Genomic DNA, 16,749 nt, shown 5'->3' with positions numbered 1-16,749 from the left:
GCACATCGGCCAATCTGGTTAGGGTGAACTTGGGAGCTGTAGGTATCCCAGCCATCAGGCCGCAGCCCGCTTCGACCAAGGGTGTTGCGCCTCAAACTCGGCGCGGTTTACGGATGACCCGAGCCAACTGGGTGCCTGGCGGTCATTGCAAGGGCCGGACTGGTGGCTTCTTCGGGATCCGGGTCAACGGCTCAGTGACCACTGCCGGCCGCGCGTCCCCGGAACCGAGTCAGCCTACGCGTGGAGCCAGGCTGACGTGCTCGACGAGGAGATGCCCCCACAGCGGTTGACTCCTCGGCGGATCACCGCGACGGCTTTGGCCACTACCTCGCGGTTAGGACGCTGAGTTTCGTAGACCAACCCGGGCCGGGGCGCGTGCACATGCAACATGTGGTGTCTGCGTGCGACGCCGGCATGACGTCCTTTGTCGCCGGGGCCAGTCAAGGGAATGTGGAGCATCACCCCGAGATACTGGCCGTCATCTATGCCGAATGGTTCACCTACATCTTCGCGATTTGGGAAGAGCAGTTCCGCAGCAGGCTAGCCGATTTCTGGGACGCACAGCTCGACGACAAGATTCGCCGCAGCGACATACTGGTGGACTACTTTGGCGACATCCGGCTCATAAACGATTTCGTCCACACCAAGCGGATCTGCAAAGAGTCGGCGGATGCGGCCCTCCTAAAGTGGAACTTCGTCCAAGGGCAGCCGATCGAGATATCCCCGCAACAGATGATCTCCCTCATAGATCGCTTTCCACGAGACGAACTGTGGACGGCGCCGGCGCCTCAACCACCCGGCAAGTCAGAGTCCGCGCCAGGAAGGATCAATGCCCATCTCTTCGAGGATGTCAAAGAGCGGCCACGTGAACTTGAGCTGAAGGACAACGAGTTGGCCGGCGCCGCCTTCTCGTCGTGGCTCGAAGCAAACCGCGGATAGCGAAGGCGGACTTACACATCGGCGTATCCGGAAAGTCCTCGACCACAATCCGGCGGGTAGCGGGCGCCAGCACCTGAGCTGGGAGCCGCGGCATGGAGCGCCGCGGCCCTCGGGTGGCGCGCCGATCTGGCGTGGCCCGCAACGACTCACGGAGCCCGGACGTATTGTTTGCGGACATGCGCGGATCACCAGCTTCGCCAAGTCTGGCGGTTCTATTCCATGTTTGCCTCGAGTGGTCTGATGTGATCTTCCGGTAGAGGGAGAGCAAATTGCAACACCGGCAGCGCCGCCAGGCTGGTATCCCGACCCAGCAGGTCAAGGGGGCTTGCGCTTTTGGGACGGGCGGGCGTGGACGCAACATCAACCGCCACAACCACCGAACAAGCGGCCGAAGTGGCTGGTGCCCGCGGCAATCGTGGGAATCGTTGTGGTGCTGGCCATCATGGGGAGCATCGGCGATGACGACAAGAAAACCGTGACGGCTTCGACGACAACGACGTCGCCTGCACCGCTAGTCGCTGACACCGCGACACAGCCCGCGACGCCGCCAGCCCCGATGGCGACAGTGGGCCAGGAAGTACGAGACCGCAAGCTTGCGTTCACTGTCGCGAGTGTCGACCGGTCCAAAATTGGTGTGACGTGAGCAACCAGTTCATGCAGGTGACTGCTCAGGGCGAATTCATCAACGTGCACATGACGGTTCAGAATATCGGCGATCGCTCACAGACGTTCTTCGCGACCAACCAGAAACTGACCGCCGCCGGCCGTCAGTACGAGGCCGATGACATGGTGTCAGTGTGGACCAGCTCGGCGAACGTAGAGATCAACCCCGGCAACAGCATCGATGCGGTGGCGTCGTTCGATGTCCCGCCAGGCACTGTCCCCGACGTCTTAGAGGTCCACGACTCGATGTTCTCGGGCGGTGCTGAGATCAGCCTCAGCGACCCTAGCGGTGGCGGGTGGGGATAACCGACTCGCCATAGGTTCGGCGGACGTCACCGGCAAGAGCCCACGCACGCTGCTAGGCGGCTCGTGCCGCGATGGCCGCTCGCTCAACCTTAAGTTCGGCGGCGCGCTGGCGCTCCGCAGGACACGGTCAAGTTGTTGAGATCTCCCCTGTCCGTGCGGCAGACGTTAGTTTCAACTCTCCAACACCGCATAGCAGCCCGTGCTAATCGCCGCAGTGGCCAGCGCCGGCGATTCTGGCAAATCGTCCACGCAACCTTTGCAACCAGAAGACTCGGAGTCGTCAAGGCCACCGGAGCCCGGTGGGCGGGCCTGTCAGGGCGCCCCCGCACGTAGGAAACTGCTCAGACGTCTTGCGTCTACCCATCTTCTGCGGCTCTGACGCCCACCCAGGCGATCCACTGTTTGGCGACCACGCTGGGAACGTCGGCAAGCTGGCCGTCGCGCCACGTCTTGCCGTCGTGACAGACGTGCAGTCCGTCAGCCACCTCGAACCTTCACTACGCGGTCAGATCGCCGCCGACAACAACACCGAGCGGGCCGGAACACGCTTGTGCCGAAGCGGCCTAGCAGTGAGCACGGATCAATTTCTTGGACCAGTCGTCAGCGTTCTATGTCTCCGACCACTGCACACCCCACCCTGGTTGTCGGTGTCCACGACGACTGCATCCTGGGCACGGGTGTGTGGGAGACGCCAGCCGCCTGCGACACCGTCGTCACAATCGGCACACCAAACAGGCGCCGTGGCGGTCATCGTAGGGCAGGCTCATGTGCTCGACCGCGTTCGTCGTGGACAGCGGCAGCTCGACGCCCTCCCGGTCCGACGGGTCCAGCACGATTGCTGGCGGGCAGTCACACTCTTGCCTCGACTGCCATATTGGGGGGCGTAGCCCAGCTCGTTGGTCATGAACGCCTGCAGCGAATCGTTGTCGATGAATTAATACCGCGGCACCGCCGCAGACAGATGGGCCCCTACAGCGACCGACTGCTTAACGCTGGTCAACGAGTACACCGACGTGGGTTTCCTGTCGCCCGCAGCATTTGTGCGTGCGCGTTGTCTGCCGCAGATACGAATACTCGGCGCCGGGGTGCGCCTCCACCGGAAGGCCGTCGAGCAGCCCGCCACTACACCTGGATCATCGCCGCGGCATCCGCCAACAAGTTGGCACGCTGAAACTGCGTTGGCACATTCTTGGCACAACGGGGGTTTCGCAAATCCGGATCAAGTGGTCCTGACCTGCAGAACCATTTGGTGGGCGCGGACGGTATCGAACCGCCGACCGCTGGTGTGTAAAACCAGAGCTCTACCACTGAGCTACGCGCCCGTGCCGGAAAAACTACACGGCAACAACCTGCGACCGGAAATCCGTCAGCCCGATTTCAGCGCCCCCAGCGCCTCGGCCCATATCGACTGGTCCCGTTGCTCTCCCGGCTGCTTCATCTCGGCGAACCGGATGATGCCCGCGCGGTCCACGACGAACGTGCCGCGATTGGCGAAGCCGGTGTCGTCGTTGAAGACGCCATAAGCCTGCGCGACGGCACCGTGCGGCCAGAAGTCGGACAGCACCGGAAAGGCGAAGCCGCTCTGCGTCGCCCAGACTTTGTGGGTAGGCGGTGGACCCACGGAGATGGCGAGCGGCTGCGTCCGGTCGTTCTGGTATTCGGACAGCCGGTCGCGAATCTCGTCGAGCTCGCCCTGGCAAATGCCGGTGAAGGCGAGCGGAAAGAACACCAGCAGCACGTCCTTGGCATTGCGGAAACCGCTCAGCGTGACGGGCTGCTGGTTCTGGTCCTTGAGCGTGAAGTCGGGAGCCGGCCGGCCGACGTCCAGCACTAGCCGCTTCGCCCGCTCTTCGAGCCAGCGCTCATCGCCTACCGGCGGCTTTTGATTTCGGCTGCACCAGCCGGCTCGCGATCCAGTCCCCGAGGTTGGCCGACGATGTCTGCATCAGCCCAGCCGTCGGCGCCGACTCGGCGATCTCGGCGGGCTGGACGTGGCCTGGTTTGCCGGTCTTCGGTGTGACGACCCAGATCACCCCGTCGTCGGCCAGCGGGGTGATGGCGTCCATCAGCCGGTCGACCAGGTCGCCATCGTCGTCGCGCCACCACAGCACTACGACATCGACGACCTCGTCGGCGTCTTCGTCGAGCAGTTCGCCTCCGCACGCATCCTCGATGTCGAACCGGATGTCGTCGTCGGTGTCCTCATCCCACCCCAACTCCTGCACAACCTGATCTTTTTCGATGCCCAGCCTGAGGGCGTAGCTCGGGGCGTCATCCGCCGCGACCACGGTCGGTCCTCCTTCAGCCAACTCGGGCGCACGATGCGCCCCCCACGATGTCGTGAGCCCTATCGTCGCACGCCGGGCACGCGTGCACGTGCGTGGCGGCAGGTTTACCGGTACGCGGCGTCGCACTTGTTCAGTGCGTCGGTCTTCGAATCGTTCAGTTTGGTGATCGCATCGTTGAATTGATCGGCCCCGTAGTTGCCCCCGATCGCGGTGGCGACACCCCTCGCCGCGTCGACCCAGCTGTTCAGCGCGTCCCTCAATTCAGGCTGTAATGCGTCCGACAGGCTGCCTGCCACCACGTCGGCGCTGTGGTTGAGCGCGTCGACGGCGGGACCGGCGCTGGCCGCGGCACCGGCGGCGTTCTGGTTGAAGGCGTCGACATAGTTGTTGACCGCCGTGATCGCGTCCACGCTGCTGGAACTCAGCGCCTCACACGACGTGTGCACGGCCTCCGTGGTGAGCGAGGCCTGGCGCTGCGACTCCCGAGAACTCGAGCTGGCGGCCGACTCCTCGACCGACGCCGACACCGAGGCGCGGTAGACCTGGCCTTCTCCCGAGACCACCGTCGCGCTGCCGTCGGTGACGCTGGTGCAGCCGACGACGATCATTGCCAGTGCGGCCAGTGTGCCCACCACACGGGCGGCGATGCGCGTCCGCTTATCGCGTCGCCAACCGATCAGCACGGTCTGCAGACGTTACCGGTTCCATCCGCCGGTCGTCGGTTCATTCCACTCGCCACCCCAGCGATGCATATGCGGCACGATAGGGGGACGATGGTGCTGCTACGCCGATCGCGTACACCCCTTTACCGCCTAACAAGGAGCGGAAGTTGACCACCGAGTTCGTGCGCCACGACCTGGCCCAAAACTCCTCCCACGCACCCGAACCCGATCGAGTCCGGGTCATCAGGGAGGGCGTCGCATCGTATTTGCCCGATATCGATCCAGAAGAGACCGGCGAATGGCTGGAATCCTTCGACGAGTTGCTGGAACGGTCCGGGCCTGCACGTGCGCGCTACCTGATGTTGCGGTTGCTGGAACGCTCCGGCGAACAGCGCGTCGCCATTCCCGCGCTGACCTCGACCGACTACGTGAACACCATCCCGACCGAGCTGGAGCCGTGGTTCCCCGGCGACGAGGATGTCGAACGGCGCTACCGGGCATGGATCCGGTGGAATGCCGCCATCATGGTGCACCGGGCACAACGCCCGGGAGTTGGTGTCGGCGGGCATATTTCGACATATGCCTCATCCGCGGCGCTCTACGAGGTGGGCTTCAACCACTTCTTCCGAGGCAAGTCCCACCCCGGCGGCGGCGATCAGATCTTCATTCAGGGACACGCCTCGCCGGGCATCTATGCGCGCGCGTTCCTCGAGGGCAGGCTCACCGCCGAGCAGATGGATGGCTTCCGGCAGGAGCACAGCCATCCCGGCGGAGGATTGCCGTCCTATCCGCACCCGCGTCTGATGCCGGACTTCTGGGAGTTCCCCACGGTGTCGATGGGTCTGGGTCCGATGAACGCGATCTACCAGGCCCGGTTCAACCACTACCTGCTTGACCGAGGCATAAAGGACACCTCCGACCAGCACGTATGGGCGTTCCTCGGCGACGGTGAGACGGATGAACCGGAGAGCCGCGGCCTGGCCCATGTGGCAGCACTGGAGGGCCTCGACAACCTCACCTTCGTGATCAACTGCAACCTGCAGCGCCTGGACGGCCCGGTGCGCGGCAACGGCAAGATCATCCAGGAGCTGGAGTCGTTCTTCCGGGGCGCCGGCTGGAACGTGATCAAGGTGGTGTGGGGACGCGAATGGGACGCCCTGCTGCACGCCGACCGCGACGGCGCCCTGGTCAACCTGATGAACACCACCCCCGACGGTGACTACCAGACCTATAAGGCCAACGACGGCGGCTACGTGCGTGACCATTTCTTCGGCCGCGACCCCCGGACCAAGGCCCTCGTCGAGCCGATGACCGACCAGGAGATCTGGAATCTCAAGCGCGGCGGCCACGACTACCGCAAGGTGTATGCCGCCTACCGCGCGGCCACCGAGCACAAGGGCCAGCCGACGGTGATCCTGGCCAAGACCATCAAGGGCTACACGCTGGGCAAGCACTTCGAGGGCCGCAATGCGACGCACCAGATGAAAAAGCTTGCGTTGCAAGACCTCAAGGACTTCCGCGACAGCCAGCGCATCCCGATCAGCGACGAGGAGCTGGACAAGAACCCCTACCTGCCGCCGTACTACCACCCCGGACCCGAGGCCCCCGAGATTCGGTATCTGCTGGAGCGGCGGCGCGCACTCGGCGGGTTCCTGCCAGAGCGGCGAACCAAGTCCAAGGTGCTGACCCTGCCGGGCCGTGACACCTACAAGGCGCTGAAGAAGGGCTCGGGCAATCAGGAGGTCGCCACCACCATGGCGACGGTCCGCACATTCAAGGAACTGTTGCGCGACAAAGAGATCGGGCCGCGCATCGTGCCCATCATCCCGGACGAGGCACGTACGTTCGGCATGGACTCGTGGTTCCCGAACCTCAAGATCTACAACCGCAACGGACAGCTCTACACCGCCGTGGACGCCGAACTCATGTTGGCGTACAAGGAAAGCGAGAGCGGCCATATCCTGCACGAGGGCATCAACGAGGCCGGCTCGACGGCGTCGTTCACCGCCGTCGGCACGTCATACGCCACGCACAACGAGCCGATGATCCCGCTCTACATCTTCTATTCGATGTTCGGGTTCCAGCGCACCGGCGACGGGCTATGGGCGGCCGCCGACCAGATGGCCCGCGGCTTCATCCTCGGGGCAACGGCGGGCCGCACCACGCTGGTCGGTGAGGGGCTTCAGCACGCCGACGGGCATTCGTTGCTGCTGGCCGCCACCAACCCGGCCGTGGTGGCCTACGACCCGGCGTTCGCCTACGAGATCGCCTACATCGTCGAGAGCGGCCTGCACCGCATGTTCGGGGAGAACCCGGAGAACGTCTACTTCTACATCACCATTTACAACGAGCCCTACGTGCAACCCCCGGAGCCCGACGGCATCGACGTCGAGGGACTGTTGCGCGGCATCTACCGCTACCGTCGCGCACCCGAGCAGAAGGCGAACGTCGCGCAGATCCTGGTGTCCGGCGTGGCGATGCCCTCGGCGCTGAAGGCGGCGCAGTTGCTCGCCGACGAGTGGGATGTCGCCGCCGACGTCTGGTCGGTGACCAGCTGGGGCGAGCTCAACCGCGACGGCGTGCAGATCGAGAAGGAGGCACTGCGCCATCCCGAGCGCCCTGCTGGCACGCCGTACATCACCACGGCGCTGGCCGATGCGGCCGGGCCGGTGATCGCGGTGTCCGACTGGATGCGTGGGGTCCCCGAGCAGATCCGCCCGTGGGTGCCGGGCACGTACATCACGCTCGGCACCGACGGGTTCGGCTTCTCTGACACCCGGCCCGCCGCACGCCGGTACTACAACACCGACGCCGAATCGATCGTCGTTGCCGTCCTCGAGGGCCTGGCCAGGGACGGGAACATCGACCAATCGGCCGCGATCGAGGCCGCACGCAGGTACGAAATCGACGACGTGATGGCGGCACCCGAACAGACCTCAGACCCGGGCGTCGCCTGACCGGACACCGCGTTTGGAGATAACCACCAGAAGAATCGCGTAGCTTTTAGGCGTGACGGACAATCGGTTCATCCCGCCGAAGTCCACGGTGGAGGTGCTGGAGACCGTCCCGGAATCCGTGCTGCGACGGATGAAGCAGTACTCGGGGCGACTGGCCACCGAAGCGGTGCATGCCATGGAGGAGCGGCTGCCGTTCTTCGCCGAGCTCGAGGCGTCGCAGCGGGCCAGCGTTCAGTTGGTGGTCCAGACCGCGGTCGTCAACTTCGTCGAGTGGATGCGTGACCCACGGAGCGACGTGAGTTATACGGCCCAGGCCTTCGAGGTGGTCCCGCAGGACCTCCGGCGGCGCATCGCGCTTCGGCAGTCCGTCGAGATGGTGCGAACCACGATGGAGTACTTCGAAGAAGTGGTGCCCATGCTGGCCCGCACCGAGGAGCAGCTGACCGCGCTGACCGCCGGAATCCTGCGCTACAGCCGCGACCTGGCGTTCGCGGCGGCCACTGCCTACGCCGACCAGGCCGAGGCACGTGGCGCCTGGGACACTCGGATGGAGGCCAACGTCGTCGACGCCGTCGTGCGCGGAGACACCGGACCCGAACTGCAGTCCCAGGCCGCCGCGCTCAACTGGGACGCCACGGCGGCGGCCACGGTGATCGTCGGGTTGCCGCGGCCCGACCGGATTGACCTCACCACCGAGGACGTCCACGACGTGGTGACCCGCCACGGCCGCGCGGCGCTGTCCGACGTGCACGGCACCTGGCTGGTGGCCATCGTGTCGGGTGCCCTGTCACCGACCGACCGCTTCCTGACCGAGATGATGGGCGTCTTCGCCGACGGCCCAGTGGTGATCGGACCGACGGCGACCGCGTTGAGCACGGCCCATCTCAGCGCGGCCGAGGCAATCGCCGGCATGAACGCGGTCGCCGGCTGGACCGGCGCGCCCAGGCCGGTATCCGCCCGTGAGCTGCTGCCCGAACGGGCCCTGCTGGGTGACGGCACGGCGGTGGCCACGCTGGAGACCGAGGTGATGCGTCCACTGGCCGACGCCGGCCCGGCGCTGACCGAGACGCTGGACGCCTATCTGGACTCCGGAGGCGCCATCGAGGCGTGCGCTCGCAAATTGTTCGTTCATCCAAACACCGTCCGCTACCGGCTCAAACGGATCGCCGATTTCACGGGCCGCGATCCCATGCTTCCCCGCGACGCCTATGTCCTGCGCGTCGCGTCGACCATGGGCCGTCTTAGCCGTCAAACGAACCATGCCAGCACGACAAACACCGCGATGCAGCTCCTGCCTGTGACCCGTCGCACACCCGCAAAGGGAAATCGGGCGGGCTGACAGATTGCAGCAAGGTATCGATGGAGTCGCATCACATGCTGTTTTGTGGAGAGTCCACAAAAACATAAGACAAGGTTCATAATCTCTTACACCGCGCAAAACCGTCTTCACAGTGTTCTCTTAAACAGTGCTCGCACTGCTTGCGCCCGGACAGGGCTCCCAGACACCCGGCATGCTCGCCGCTTGGCTCGAGCTGCCGGGTGCGGCTGACCGTCTCGCAACCTGGTCGGAGATCAGCGGCCTCGACCTGACCACCCTGGGCACCACCGCGACCGCCGACGACATCACCGACACCGCGGTGACCCAGCCGCTGGTGGTGGCCGCGACGCTGCTGGCCTACGAGGAGCTGACCCGGCGCGGGCTGCTCGCCGGTAAGGACATCACCGTGGCCGGCCATTCGGTGGGCGAGATCGCCGCATACGCGATCGCCGGGGTCATTTCCGCCGACGATGCGGTCAAGCTGGCCGCCACCCGCGGCGCCGAGATGGCCAAGGCATGCGCGCTGGAGCCCACCGGCATGGCCGCGGTGCTCGGCGGCGAGAAGACCGAGGTGCTGGGCCGGCTCGAGGCGCTCGATCTGGTGCCCGCAAACCGCAACGCGGCGGGTCAGATCGTCGCCGCGGGCGCGCTGGCCGCACTCGAGAAGCTGACCGAGGATCCGCCGGAGAAGGCCCGTGTTCGCAAATTGGCTACCGCAGGCGCGTTCCACACAAAGTTCATGGCCTCTGCCATGGACGGCTATTCGGCCGCGGCCGACGGTGTGGCGACGGGCGAGCCAACGGCGACGCTGCTGTCGAATGCCGACGGCAAGCCCGTGGCCTCGGCTGCCGACGCGATGACCAAGCTGATTTCACAGCTGACCCGGCCCGTGCGCTGGGATTTATGCACCGAAACAATGCGTACAAACAATGTGACGGCGATCGTCGAGTTCCCGCCGGCCGGAACGCTGGCAGGAATCGCCAAACGTGAACTTCGGGGGGTGCCGACGCACGCCGTCAAGTCCCCCGCTGACCTGGACGGGCTGGCGGGTTTGTAACCCACCGGCCGACCAGACAACCGCATAACCAACGTCAATTTCGCAATATCAACACGAATAAGAAGGAGCCACTGTGGCCACCACTCAGGAAGAAATCATCGCTGGTATCGCCGAGATCATCGAAGAGGTCACCGGTATCGAGCCCTCCGAGGTCACCCCGGAGAAGTCCTTCGTCGACGACCTGGACATCGACTCGCTGTCGATGGTCGAGATCGCCGTGCAGACAGAGGACAAGTACGGCGTGAAGATCCCCGACGAGGACCTCGCCGGCCTGCGCACCGTCGGTGACGTGGTCGCCTACATCCAGAAGCTCGAGGAAGAGAATCCCGAGGCCGCCGCGGCCATCCGGGCGCAGATCACGGAGCCCAAGTGACCAAGCCTTCCACTGCTAACGGCGGTTTCCCCAATGTTGTGGTGACCGCCGTCACGGCGACGACGTCGATCGCGGCGGACATCGAGAGCACGTGGAAGGGTTTGTTGGCCGGCGAAAGCGGCATCCACGTCCTCGAGGACGAGTTCGTCACCAAATGGGACCTCCAGGTGAAGATCGGTGGGCACCTCAAGGAGCCGATCGACCCTCAGATGACTCGCCTCGACATGCGCCGCATGTCCTATGTGCAGCGGATGTCGAAGCTGCTCGGCAATCAGTTGTGGGAGACCGCGGGCACACCCGAGGTCGATCCCGACCGGTTCTCCGTCGTCATCGGCACCGGACTCGGCGGTGGCGAGAAGATCGTCGAGACCTATGACGCGATGAACGAGGGCGGACCCCGCAAGGTGTCCCCGCTGGCCGTTCAGATGATCATGCCGAACGGTGCCGCGGCTGTCGTCGGGCTGGAACTCGGAGCCCGGGCCGGGGTCATCACGCCGGTTTCGGCCTGTTCCTCGGGTTCGGAGGCCATCGCCCACGCGTGGCGTCAACTCGTCATGGGCGATGCCGACATCGCCGTCTGCGGCGGCGTCGAGGGCGGCATCGAGGCGCTGCCGATCGCGGCGTTCTCGATGATGCGGGCGATGTCGACCAACAACGACAACCCGGAAGGGGCGTCGCGGCCGTTCGACAAGAACCGCGACGGATTCGTGTTCGGCGAGGCCGGCGCGCTCATGATCATCGAGACCGAGGAACACGCCAAGGCCCGGGGCGCCAAGCCGCTGGCCCGCTTGTTGGGTGCGGGTATCTCCTCCGACGCGTTCCACATGGTGGCGCCTGCGCCGGACGGACTGCGGGCCGGACACGCGATGAAGCGGGCCATGGAGACGGCGGGACTGTCCCCCTCGGACATCCAGCATGTCAACGCGCACGCCACGGCAACACCGATCGGCGACACCGCAGAGGCCAACGCCTTGCGGGTCGCGGGTGTCGGGCACGCCGCGGTGTACGCACCCAAGTCGGCACTCGGCCACTCCATCGGTGCGGTCGGTGCGCTCGAATCCATCCTGACGGTGTTGACGCTGCGGGACGGCGTGATCCCACCGACGCTGAATTATGAGACCCCCGATCCCGAGATCGATCTCGATGTCGTTGCGGGCGAGCCTCGATATGGCGAATATCAGTACGCCATCAACAACTCGTTCGGATTCGGTGGACACAATGTCGCCCTGGCTTTCGGGCGCTACTGAAACGTCAACTGAGGCACTAGAGGAACCATCGGAGCAGTAATGGCAGGCCTGAAGCAGTTATCGACGGGAGACGGTTTCCCCAACGTAGTCGTCACCGGTATCGCGATGACGACGTCTGTGGCGACCGACGCGGAAGGTACCTGGAAGGCATTGCTGGACGGGCGCAGCGGGATCCGCAAACTCCAGGATCCCTTCGTCGAGCAGTACGACCTACCGGTTCGCATCGGTGGCCATCTGCTCGAGGACTTCGACGACCAGCTGTCACGGGTGGAGCTGCGCCGGCTGTCGTACCTCCAGAAGATGTCGACGGTGTTGAGCCGGCGGGTGTGGAAAGACGCCGGCACACCTGACGTCGACACGCGTCGGCTCATGGTCTCCATCGGTACCGGGCTGGGCTCGAGCGAGGAGCTCGTGTTCGCCTACGACGACATGCGGGTCAAAGGCATGAAGGCGGTTTCACCGCTGGCCGTGCAGAAGTACATGCCGAACTCGCCTGCCGCCGCGGTCGCCCTCGAGCGGGAAGCGAAAGCCGGTGTCATCACCCCGGTTTCGGCCTGCGCGTCGGGTTCGGAAGGCATCGCTCATGCGTGGCGCAACATCGTCCTCGGTGAGGCCGACATGGCGATCTGCGGCGGTGTGGAGTCCAGGATCGAGGCGGTGCCGATCGCCGGCTTCGCACAGATGCGAATCGTGTTGTCCAACAGCAACGATGACCCGCCCGGCGCGTGCCGTCCGTTCGACAAAGACCGCAACGGCTTCGTGTTCGGTGAGGCCGGTGCGCTCATGGTGATCGAGACCGAGGAGCATGCGAAGGCACGAGGCGCCACCATTCACGCGCGGCTGATGGGAGCGAGCATCACCTCGGACGGCTACCATATGGTGGCACCGGACCCCAACGGTGAACAGGCGGGCCATGCGATGATGCGGGCCATCCAGCTCGCGGGTCTGCAGCCGGCCGACATCGATCACGTCAACGCCCACGCCACCGGCACCTCGGTCGGCGATGTCGCGGAGGGGGTCGCGATCAACAACGCGCTCGGTTCGCATCGGCCCGCGGTGTACGCGCCAAAGTCGGCGCTCGGCCACTCGGTCGGTGCGGTTGGCGCAGTGGAGTCGATCCTCACCGTGATGGCACTGCGCGATGGAATCATCCCGCCGACACTCAACCTGAAGAATCTCGATCCCGAGATCGACCTCGACGTCGTCGCAGGTGGTGCTCGGCCCGGAAATTACCAGTACGCGATCAACAACTCGTTCGGATTCGGTGGGCACAATGTCGCGCTCGCCTTCGGAAAGTACTAGGAAGCGTGTTCCAGGTATTCCGGTGGCGCAAGCCGACATCCGACCGGCAACAGGAGGTTTAGATGACCATCATGGCTCCCGAGGCCGTCGGCGAATCGCTCGACCCCCGCGATCCGCTACTGCGCCTGAGCACATTCTTCGACGACGGCAGCGTGGAGTTGCTGCACGAGCGTGACCGCTCGGGCGTGCTGGCCGCGGCCGGCACCGTCAACGGCGTGCGCACGGTGGCGTTCTGCACCGACGGCACCGTGATGGGTGGCGCCATGGGTGTCGAGGGGTGTGCCCATATCGTCAACGCCTACGACACCGCGATCGAGGAGCAGAGCCCCATCGTGGGCATCTGGCACTCGGGTGGTGCCCGGCTGGCCGAGGGCGTCAAGGCGCTGCACGCGGTCGGTTTGATGTTCGAGGCGATGATCCGGGCGTCCGGCTACGTCCCGCAGATCTCGGTGGTCGTCGGCTTCGCCGCGGGCGGTGCCGCCTACGGCCCGGCGCTGACCGACGTCGTCGTGATGGCGCCGGAGGGCCGGGTCTTCGTCACCGGGCCCGACATCGTGCGCAGTGTCACCGGTGAGGACGTCGACATGGCGTCGCTCGGCGGCCCCGACACCCACCACAAGAAGTCCGGTGTGTGCCACATCGTCGCCGACGACGAGCTCGACGCCTATGAGCGTGGCCGCCGGCTGGTCGGTCTGTTCTGCCAGCAGGGACACTTCGACCGCAGCAAGGCCGAGGCCGGGGACTCCGACCTGCACGCCCTGCTGCCGGACTCCTCCCGTCGCGCCTACGACGTGCACCCGCTGATCAGCGCTCTGCTCGACGAGGGGGTGGAGTTCGAGGAATTCCAGGCCAAGTGGGCACCGTCGATGGTGGTGGGCCTCGGCCGACTGTCCGGACGCACCGTCGGCGTGCTGGCCAACAATCCGCTTCGGCTGGGCGGGTGCCTGAACTCCGAGAGCGCCGAGAAGGCCGCACGTTTCGTGCGACTCTGCGACGCGTTCGGCATACCGTTGATCGTCGTGGTCGACGTGCCGGGGTACCTGCCGGGTGTCGACCAGGAGTGGGGCGGCGTGGTGCGCCGCGGCGCGAAGCTGCTGCACGCGTTCGGTGAGGCGACGGTTCCGCGGGTCACACTGGTCACCCGGAAGATCTACGGCGGCGCGTACATCGCGATGAACTCCCGGTCACTGAATGCGACGAAGGTGTTCGCGTGGCCGGACGCCGAGGTGGCGGTGATGGGCGCCAAGGCGGCCGTCGGCATCCTGCACAAGAAGAAGCTGGCCGCTGCGCCAGCGGACGAGCGCGAGGCGCTGCACAACCAGCTCGCCGACGAGCACGAGCGGATCGCCGGCGGGGTGGATTCCGCGATCGAGATCGGCGTGGTCGACGAGAAGATCGATCCGGCGCACACCCGCAGCAAGCTGACGCAGGCCCTGGCCGAGGCGCCGGCCCGCCGCGGTCGTCACAAGAACATTCCGCTGTAGGTTTTCCGCGTCATTGGTGCTTCGCGGTGGCGAGCAGTTCCTCGGCCACCGCGACCACCCGATTGCGGTCGGCCTCGACCAGCCCGATGCGGGTGCGGCGGTCCACGATGTCGTCGACGGTGAGCGCGCCCTCGTGGGTGACGGCGAACTCGAATTCGGCCCGGGTCACGTCGATGCCGTCGGCGACGGCTTCCGTTGGCCGGTCACAACTCGCGGCCGCGATCACATTGGGCGCCTCCGCGCCGTAGCGGGCGACCAACGAGCCGGGCAGTTCGACCGGTGACCGAAGCGTGGCAACGGGATTCGAAGGCGCGCCGACCAACGGCAGATTGCGGGTGCGGCACGCGGTCGCGGTCAGTCCGCGCAGCGCAATCGTGTGGTCGAGCACGTCCTCGGCCATATAGCGGTACTCGGTGAGCTTCCCGCCGATCACGCTGACGACACCCGACGGTGACTCGACCACCGCGTGATCCCGGGACACGTCAGCCGTCCGGCCTCTTCCGGCGTCCGCGGCTCCCGCGTCGATCAGCGGCCGAAGCCCCGCGTACGCGCCGATCACATCGGCGGTGCCCAGCCCGACGTCCAGTGCGGTGTTCACCGTGTCGAGCAGGAACGAGACCTCCTGTGGGGTGGGTTCCGGCACGTCGGGAATCGGTCCCGGGGCATCCTCGTCGGTCAGCCCGAGGTAGACCCGGCCGAGCTGTTCGGGCATGGCGAACACGAATCGATTGATCTCGCCGGGAATCGGAATGGTAAGTGCGGCAGTGGGATTACCGAACGCCTTGGAGTCGAACACCAGGTGTGTGCCGCGGCTGGGCCGCAACCGGATCGACGTGTCGACCTCTGCCGCCCACACGCCGCTGGCGTTGACGACCGCCCGGGCGGTGACCTCGAACGACTCGCCGGAACGCCGATCGGTCAGCGTGACCGTGGTGCCCGTCGCGTTGGACGCCGCGACCTGGGTGAGGATGCGGGCGCCGTGCTGCGCCGCGGTGCGGGCGACGGCGGCGACAAGCCGGGCATCGTCGATCAACTGGCCGTCGTAGGCGAGCAGGGCGCCGGCGAGGCCGTCCCGGCGGACGGTGGGCGCCATCTCGATCGCGCGTGGGGCGGCGACCCGCCGGGACCGCGGCAAGATCGAGGCCGGCGTGCCCGCCAGCTTGCGCAGCCCGTCACCGGCGGCGAAGCCGAAGCGGACCAATGCCCGTGACGCCACGGTCATTTCGGGCAGCAGCGGAACCAGCTGGGGCATCGCCTTGACGAGGTGGGGGGCGTTGCGGGTCATCAGGATTCCGCGCTCGACGGCGCTGCGCCGGGCGATGCCGATGTTGCCGGTGGCCAGGTAGCGCAGACCGCCGTGGACGAGCTTGGAACTCCACCGGCTGGTGCCGAACGCCAGGTCGTGTTTCTCGACCAGGACGACCGCCAGCCCACGGGTCGCGGCATCCAGGGCGATGCCGGCGCCGGTGATGCCGCCGCCGATCACGATCACGTCGAGTGGCTCGCCGTCGGCCAGGGCCGCGAGGTCGGCGGCGCGGCGTGCGGCATTGAGGGCGGTGGAGCCGGTCATGGTTTGAGGTATCCGTTCAGCGAGTGCGCCAGTTCAACGGCGAGGGCATCGGCGTCGAGGATCGGCGCGACGATCTGGCCGGACTGGATCACCGACTGGCTGATCAGCAGACACATCGCCGCGAGTTGGCGCGGATCGCCGGGCCGTACGCTGCCCTCATCCTGGGCCAGCTTCACATCCGACGCCACCGCGTCGATGAGGATCTGCTGACTGGTGCCCAGCCGTTCGGCGATGTAGACCATGGCCAGGTCGGGCGCGTTGCGCAGCACCGACATCACGACCTCGTCATGCCGCAGGTGTTCGGCCACGGCGACGATGCGGCTGACCAGAGCCTCGCGGCCGACACCCCGATTCGGCGCCTTGTCGAGTGCGCCGGTGATCCGCGCGGTCAGCAGTGCGGCCAGCACCGACCTGGTGTCGGGCCAGCGTCGGTACACCGTGGGTCTGCTGACCCTGGCGCGGCGGGCGATTTCGGCGAGAGTGACTCGGTCCACCCCGTAGGCCACGACGCAGTGTGCGGCAGCATCGAGGATCCGGTCGCCGATCGTCGGCGACGTGTCGTTACTGATTGACAGCATATGTA

Annotated in this window: 16 protein-coding genes and 1 tRNA gene; 10 read left to right on the top strand and 7 right to left on the bottom strand. The window is 66.0% G+C overall.

The features are described from left to right. The first annotated feature begins 414 nt into the window (after positions 1-414). The 3 genes from ACVWWN_RS18800 (at position 415) to ACVWWN_RS18790 (ending at position 1,908) form a co-directional block, all read left to right on the top strand. Positions 415-939, top strand: a complete 525-nt coding sequence (locus ACVWWN_RS18800) for a hypothetical protein (RefSeq protein ID WP_457145206.1) — start codon at positions 415-417, stop codon at positions 937-939. A gap of 268 nt (positions 940-1,207) precedes the next feature. Beyond that, positions 1,208-1,582 (top strand): DUF2510 domain-containing protein, encoded by a 375-nt coding sequence (locus ACVWWN_RS18795; RefSeq protein WP_457149185.1) that lies wholly within the window; start codon positions 1,208-1,210, stop codon positions 1,580-1,582. Continuing rightward, the gene (locus ACVWWN_RS18790) at positions 1,579-1,908 is read left to right on the top strand and encodes a DUF4352 domain-containing protein (RefSeq protein ID WP_457145205.1); all 330 of its coding nucleotides are present in this window, start codon (positions 1,579-1,581) and stop codon (positions 1,906-1,908) included. The genes ACVWWN_RS18795 and ACVWWN_RS18790 overlap by 4 nt, the downstream gene beginning before the upstream one ends. Before the next feature lie 356 nt (positions 1,909-2,264). Here ACVWWN_RS18790 and ACVWWN_RS18785 read toward each other — a convergent pair whose 3' ends face one another. From ACVWWN_RS18785 to ACVWWN_RS18765, 5 genes are all read right to left on the bottom strand, one after another. Next, positions 2,265-2,393 (bottom strand): hypothetical protein, encoded by a 129-nt coding sequence (locus ACVWWN_RS18785; RefSeq protein ID WP_457145204.1) that lies wholly within the window; start codon positions 2,391-2,393, stop codon positions 2,265-2,267. Between the two features lie 762 nt (positions 2,394-3,155). Beyond that, positions 3,156-3,230, bottom strand: a tRNA-Val gene (locus ACVWWN_RS18780). Between the two features lie 44 nt (positions 3,231-3,274). Then, positions 3,275-3,739, bottom strand: a complete 465-nt coding sequence (locus ACVWWN_RS18775; RefSeq protein ID WP_457145203.1) for a peroxiredoxin — start codon at positions 3,737-3,739, stop codon at positions 3,275-3,277. Between the two features lie 31 nt (positions 3,740-3,770). After that, positions 3,771-4,196: a DUF3052 domain-containing protein gene (locus ACVWWN_RS18770; protein ID WP_457145202.1), complete on the bottom strand. Its 426-nt coding sequence runs from the start codon at positions 4,194-4,196 to the stop codon at positions 3,771-3,773. Between the two features lie 104 nt (positions 4,197-4,300). Beyond that, complete coding sequence (locus ACVWWN_RS18765) at positions 4,301-4,879, bottom strand: hypothetical protein (protein ID WP_457145201.1); 579 nt, start codon at positions 4,877-4,879, stop codon at positions 4,301-4,303. Between the two features lie 146 nt (positions 4,880-5,025). Here ACVWWN_RS18765 and aceE point away from each other — a divergent pair, with 146 nt between their 5' ends. The 7 genes from aceE to ACVWWN_RS18730 all read left to right on the top strand — a co-directional run bounded on the left by aceE (position 5,026) and on the right by ACVWWN_RS18730 (position 14,596). Continuing rightward, the gene (gene aceE, locus ACVWWN_RS18760) at positions 5,026-7,815 is read left to right on the top strand and encodes a pyruvate dehydrogenase (acetyl-transferring), homodimeric type (RefSeq protein WP_457145200.1); all 2,790 of its coding nucleotides are present in this window, start codon (positions 5,026-5,028) and stop codon (positions 7,813-7,815) included. Between the two features lie 52 nt (positions 7,816-7,867). After that, positions 7,868-9,154, top strand: coding sequence for a PucR family transcriptional regulator (locus tag ACVWWN_RS18755; RefSeq protein ID WP_457145199.1), 1,287 nt, complete (start codon positions 7,868-7,870; stop codon positions 9,152-9,154). A gap of 127 nt (positions 9,155-9,281) precedes the next feature. After that, on the top strand, positions 9,282-10,190 hold the full coding sequence (locus tag ACVWWN_RS18750; RefSeq protein WP_457145198.1) for an ACP S-malonyltransferase: 909 nt from the start codon (positions 9,282-9,284) through the stop codon (positions 10,188-10,190). 73 nt (positions 10,191-10,263) lie between these two features. Next, complete coding sequence (gene acpM, locus ACVWWN_RS18745) at positions 10,264-10,563, top strand: meromycolate extension acyl carrier protein AcpM (protein ID WP_457145197.1); 300 nt, start codon at positions 10,264-10,266, stop codon at positions 10,561-10,563. Continuing rightward, positions 10,560-11,810 (top strand): 3-oxoacyl-ACP synthase KasA, encoded by a 1,251-nt coding sequence (kasA, locus tag ACVWWN_RS18740; RefSeq protein ID WP_457145196.1) that lies wholly within the window; start codon positions 10,560-10,562, stop codon positions 11,808-11,810. The genes acpM and kasA overlap by 4 nt, the downstream gene beginning before the upstream one ends. A 39-nt stretch (positions 11,811-11,849) precedes the next feature. Beyond that, complete coding sequence (gene kasB, locus ACVWWN_RS18735) at positions 11,850-13,112, top strand: 3-oxoacyl-ACP synthase KasB (protein ID WP_457145195.1); 1,263 nt, start codon at positions 11,850-11,852, stop codon at positions 13,110-13,112. A gap of 62 nt (positions 13,113-13,174) precedes the next feature. Beyond that, positions 13,175-14,596, top strand: coding sequence for an acyl-CoA carboxylase subunit beta (locus tag ACVWWN_RS18730; RefSeq protein ID WP_457145194.1), 1,422 nt, complete (start codon positions 13,175-13,177; stop codon positions 14,594-14,596). Positions 14,597-14,606: 10 nt separating this feature from the next. Here the strand turns inward: ACVWWN_RS18730 and ACVWWN_RS18725 are convergent, their stop codons facing one another. Together ACVWWN_RS18725 and ACVWWN_RS18720 are read right to left on the bottom strand one after the other, a co-directional pair. Further along, positions 14,607-16,166 carry a glycerol-3-phosphate dehydrogenase/oxidase gene (locus ACVWWN_RS18725; RefSeq protein WP_457145193.1) on the bottom strand — a complete coding sequence of 520 codons (1,560 nt, stop codon included), beginning with the start codon at positions 16,164-16,166 and terminating at the stop codon, positions 14,607-14,609. Next, positions 16,163-16,744 (bottom strand): TetR/AcrR family transcriptional regulator, encoded by a 582-nt coding sequence (locus ACVWWN_RS18720; protein WP_457145192.1) that lies wholly within the window; start codon positions 16,742-16,744, stop codon positions 16,163-16,165. The genes ACVWWN_RS18725 and ACVWWN_RS18720 overlap by 4 nt, the downstream gene beginning before the upstream one ends. Between the last annotated feature and the right edge of the window lie 5 nt (positions 16,745-16,749).

It is taken from the genome of Mycobacterium sp. URHB0021, from assembly GCF_054057895.1.
Note: the sequence above shows the minus strand (reverse complement) of the source record. Positions and strands in the feature narration are given on the sequence as shown.

Coding starts and splice junctions, on each gene's coding strand:
- ACVWWN_RS18800 (WP_457145206.1), top strand. CDS start 415: ATGACGTCCTTTGTCGCCGGGGCCAGTCAAGGGAATGTGGAGCATCAC.
- kasB (WP_457145195.1), top strand. CDS start 11,850: ATGGCAGGCCTGAAGCAGTTATCGACGGGAGACGGTTTCCCCAACGTA.
- ACVWWN_RS18730 (WP_457145194.1), top strand. CDS start 13,175: ATGACCATCATGGCTCCCGAGGCCGTCGGCGAATCGCTCGACCCCCGC.
- ACVWWN_RS18725 (WP_457145193.1), bottom strand. CDS start 16,166: ATGACCGGCTCCACCGCCCTCAATGCCGCACGCCGCGCCGCCGACCTC.
- ACVWWN_RS18720 (WP_457145192.1), bottom strand. CDS start 16,744: ATGCTGTCAATCAGTAACGACACGTCGCCGACGATCGGCGACCGGATC.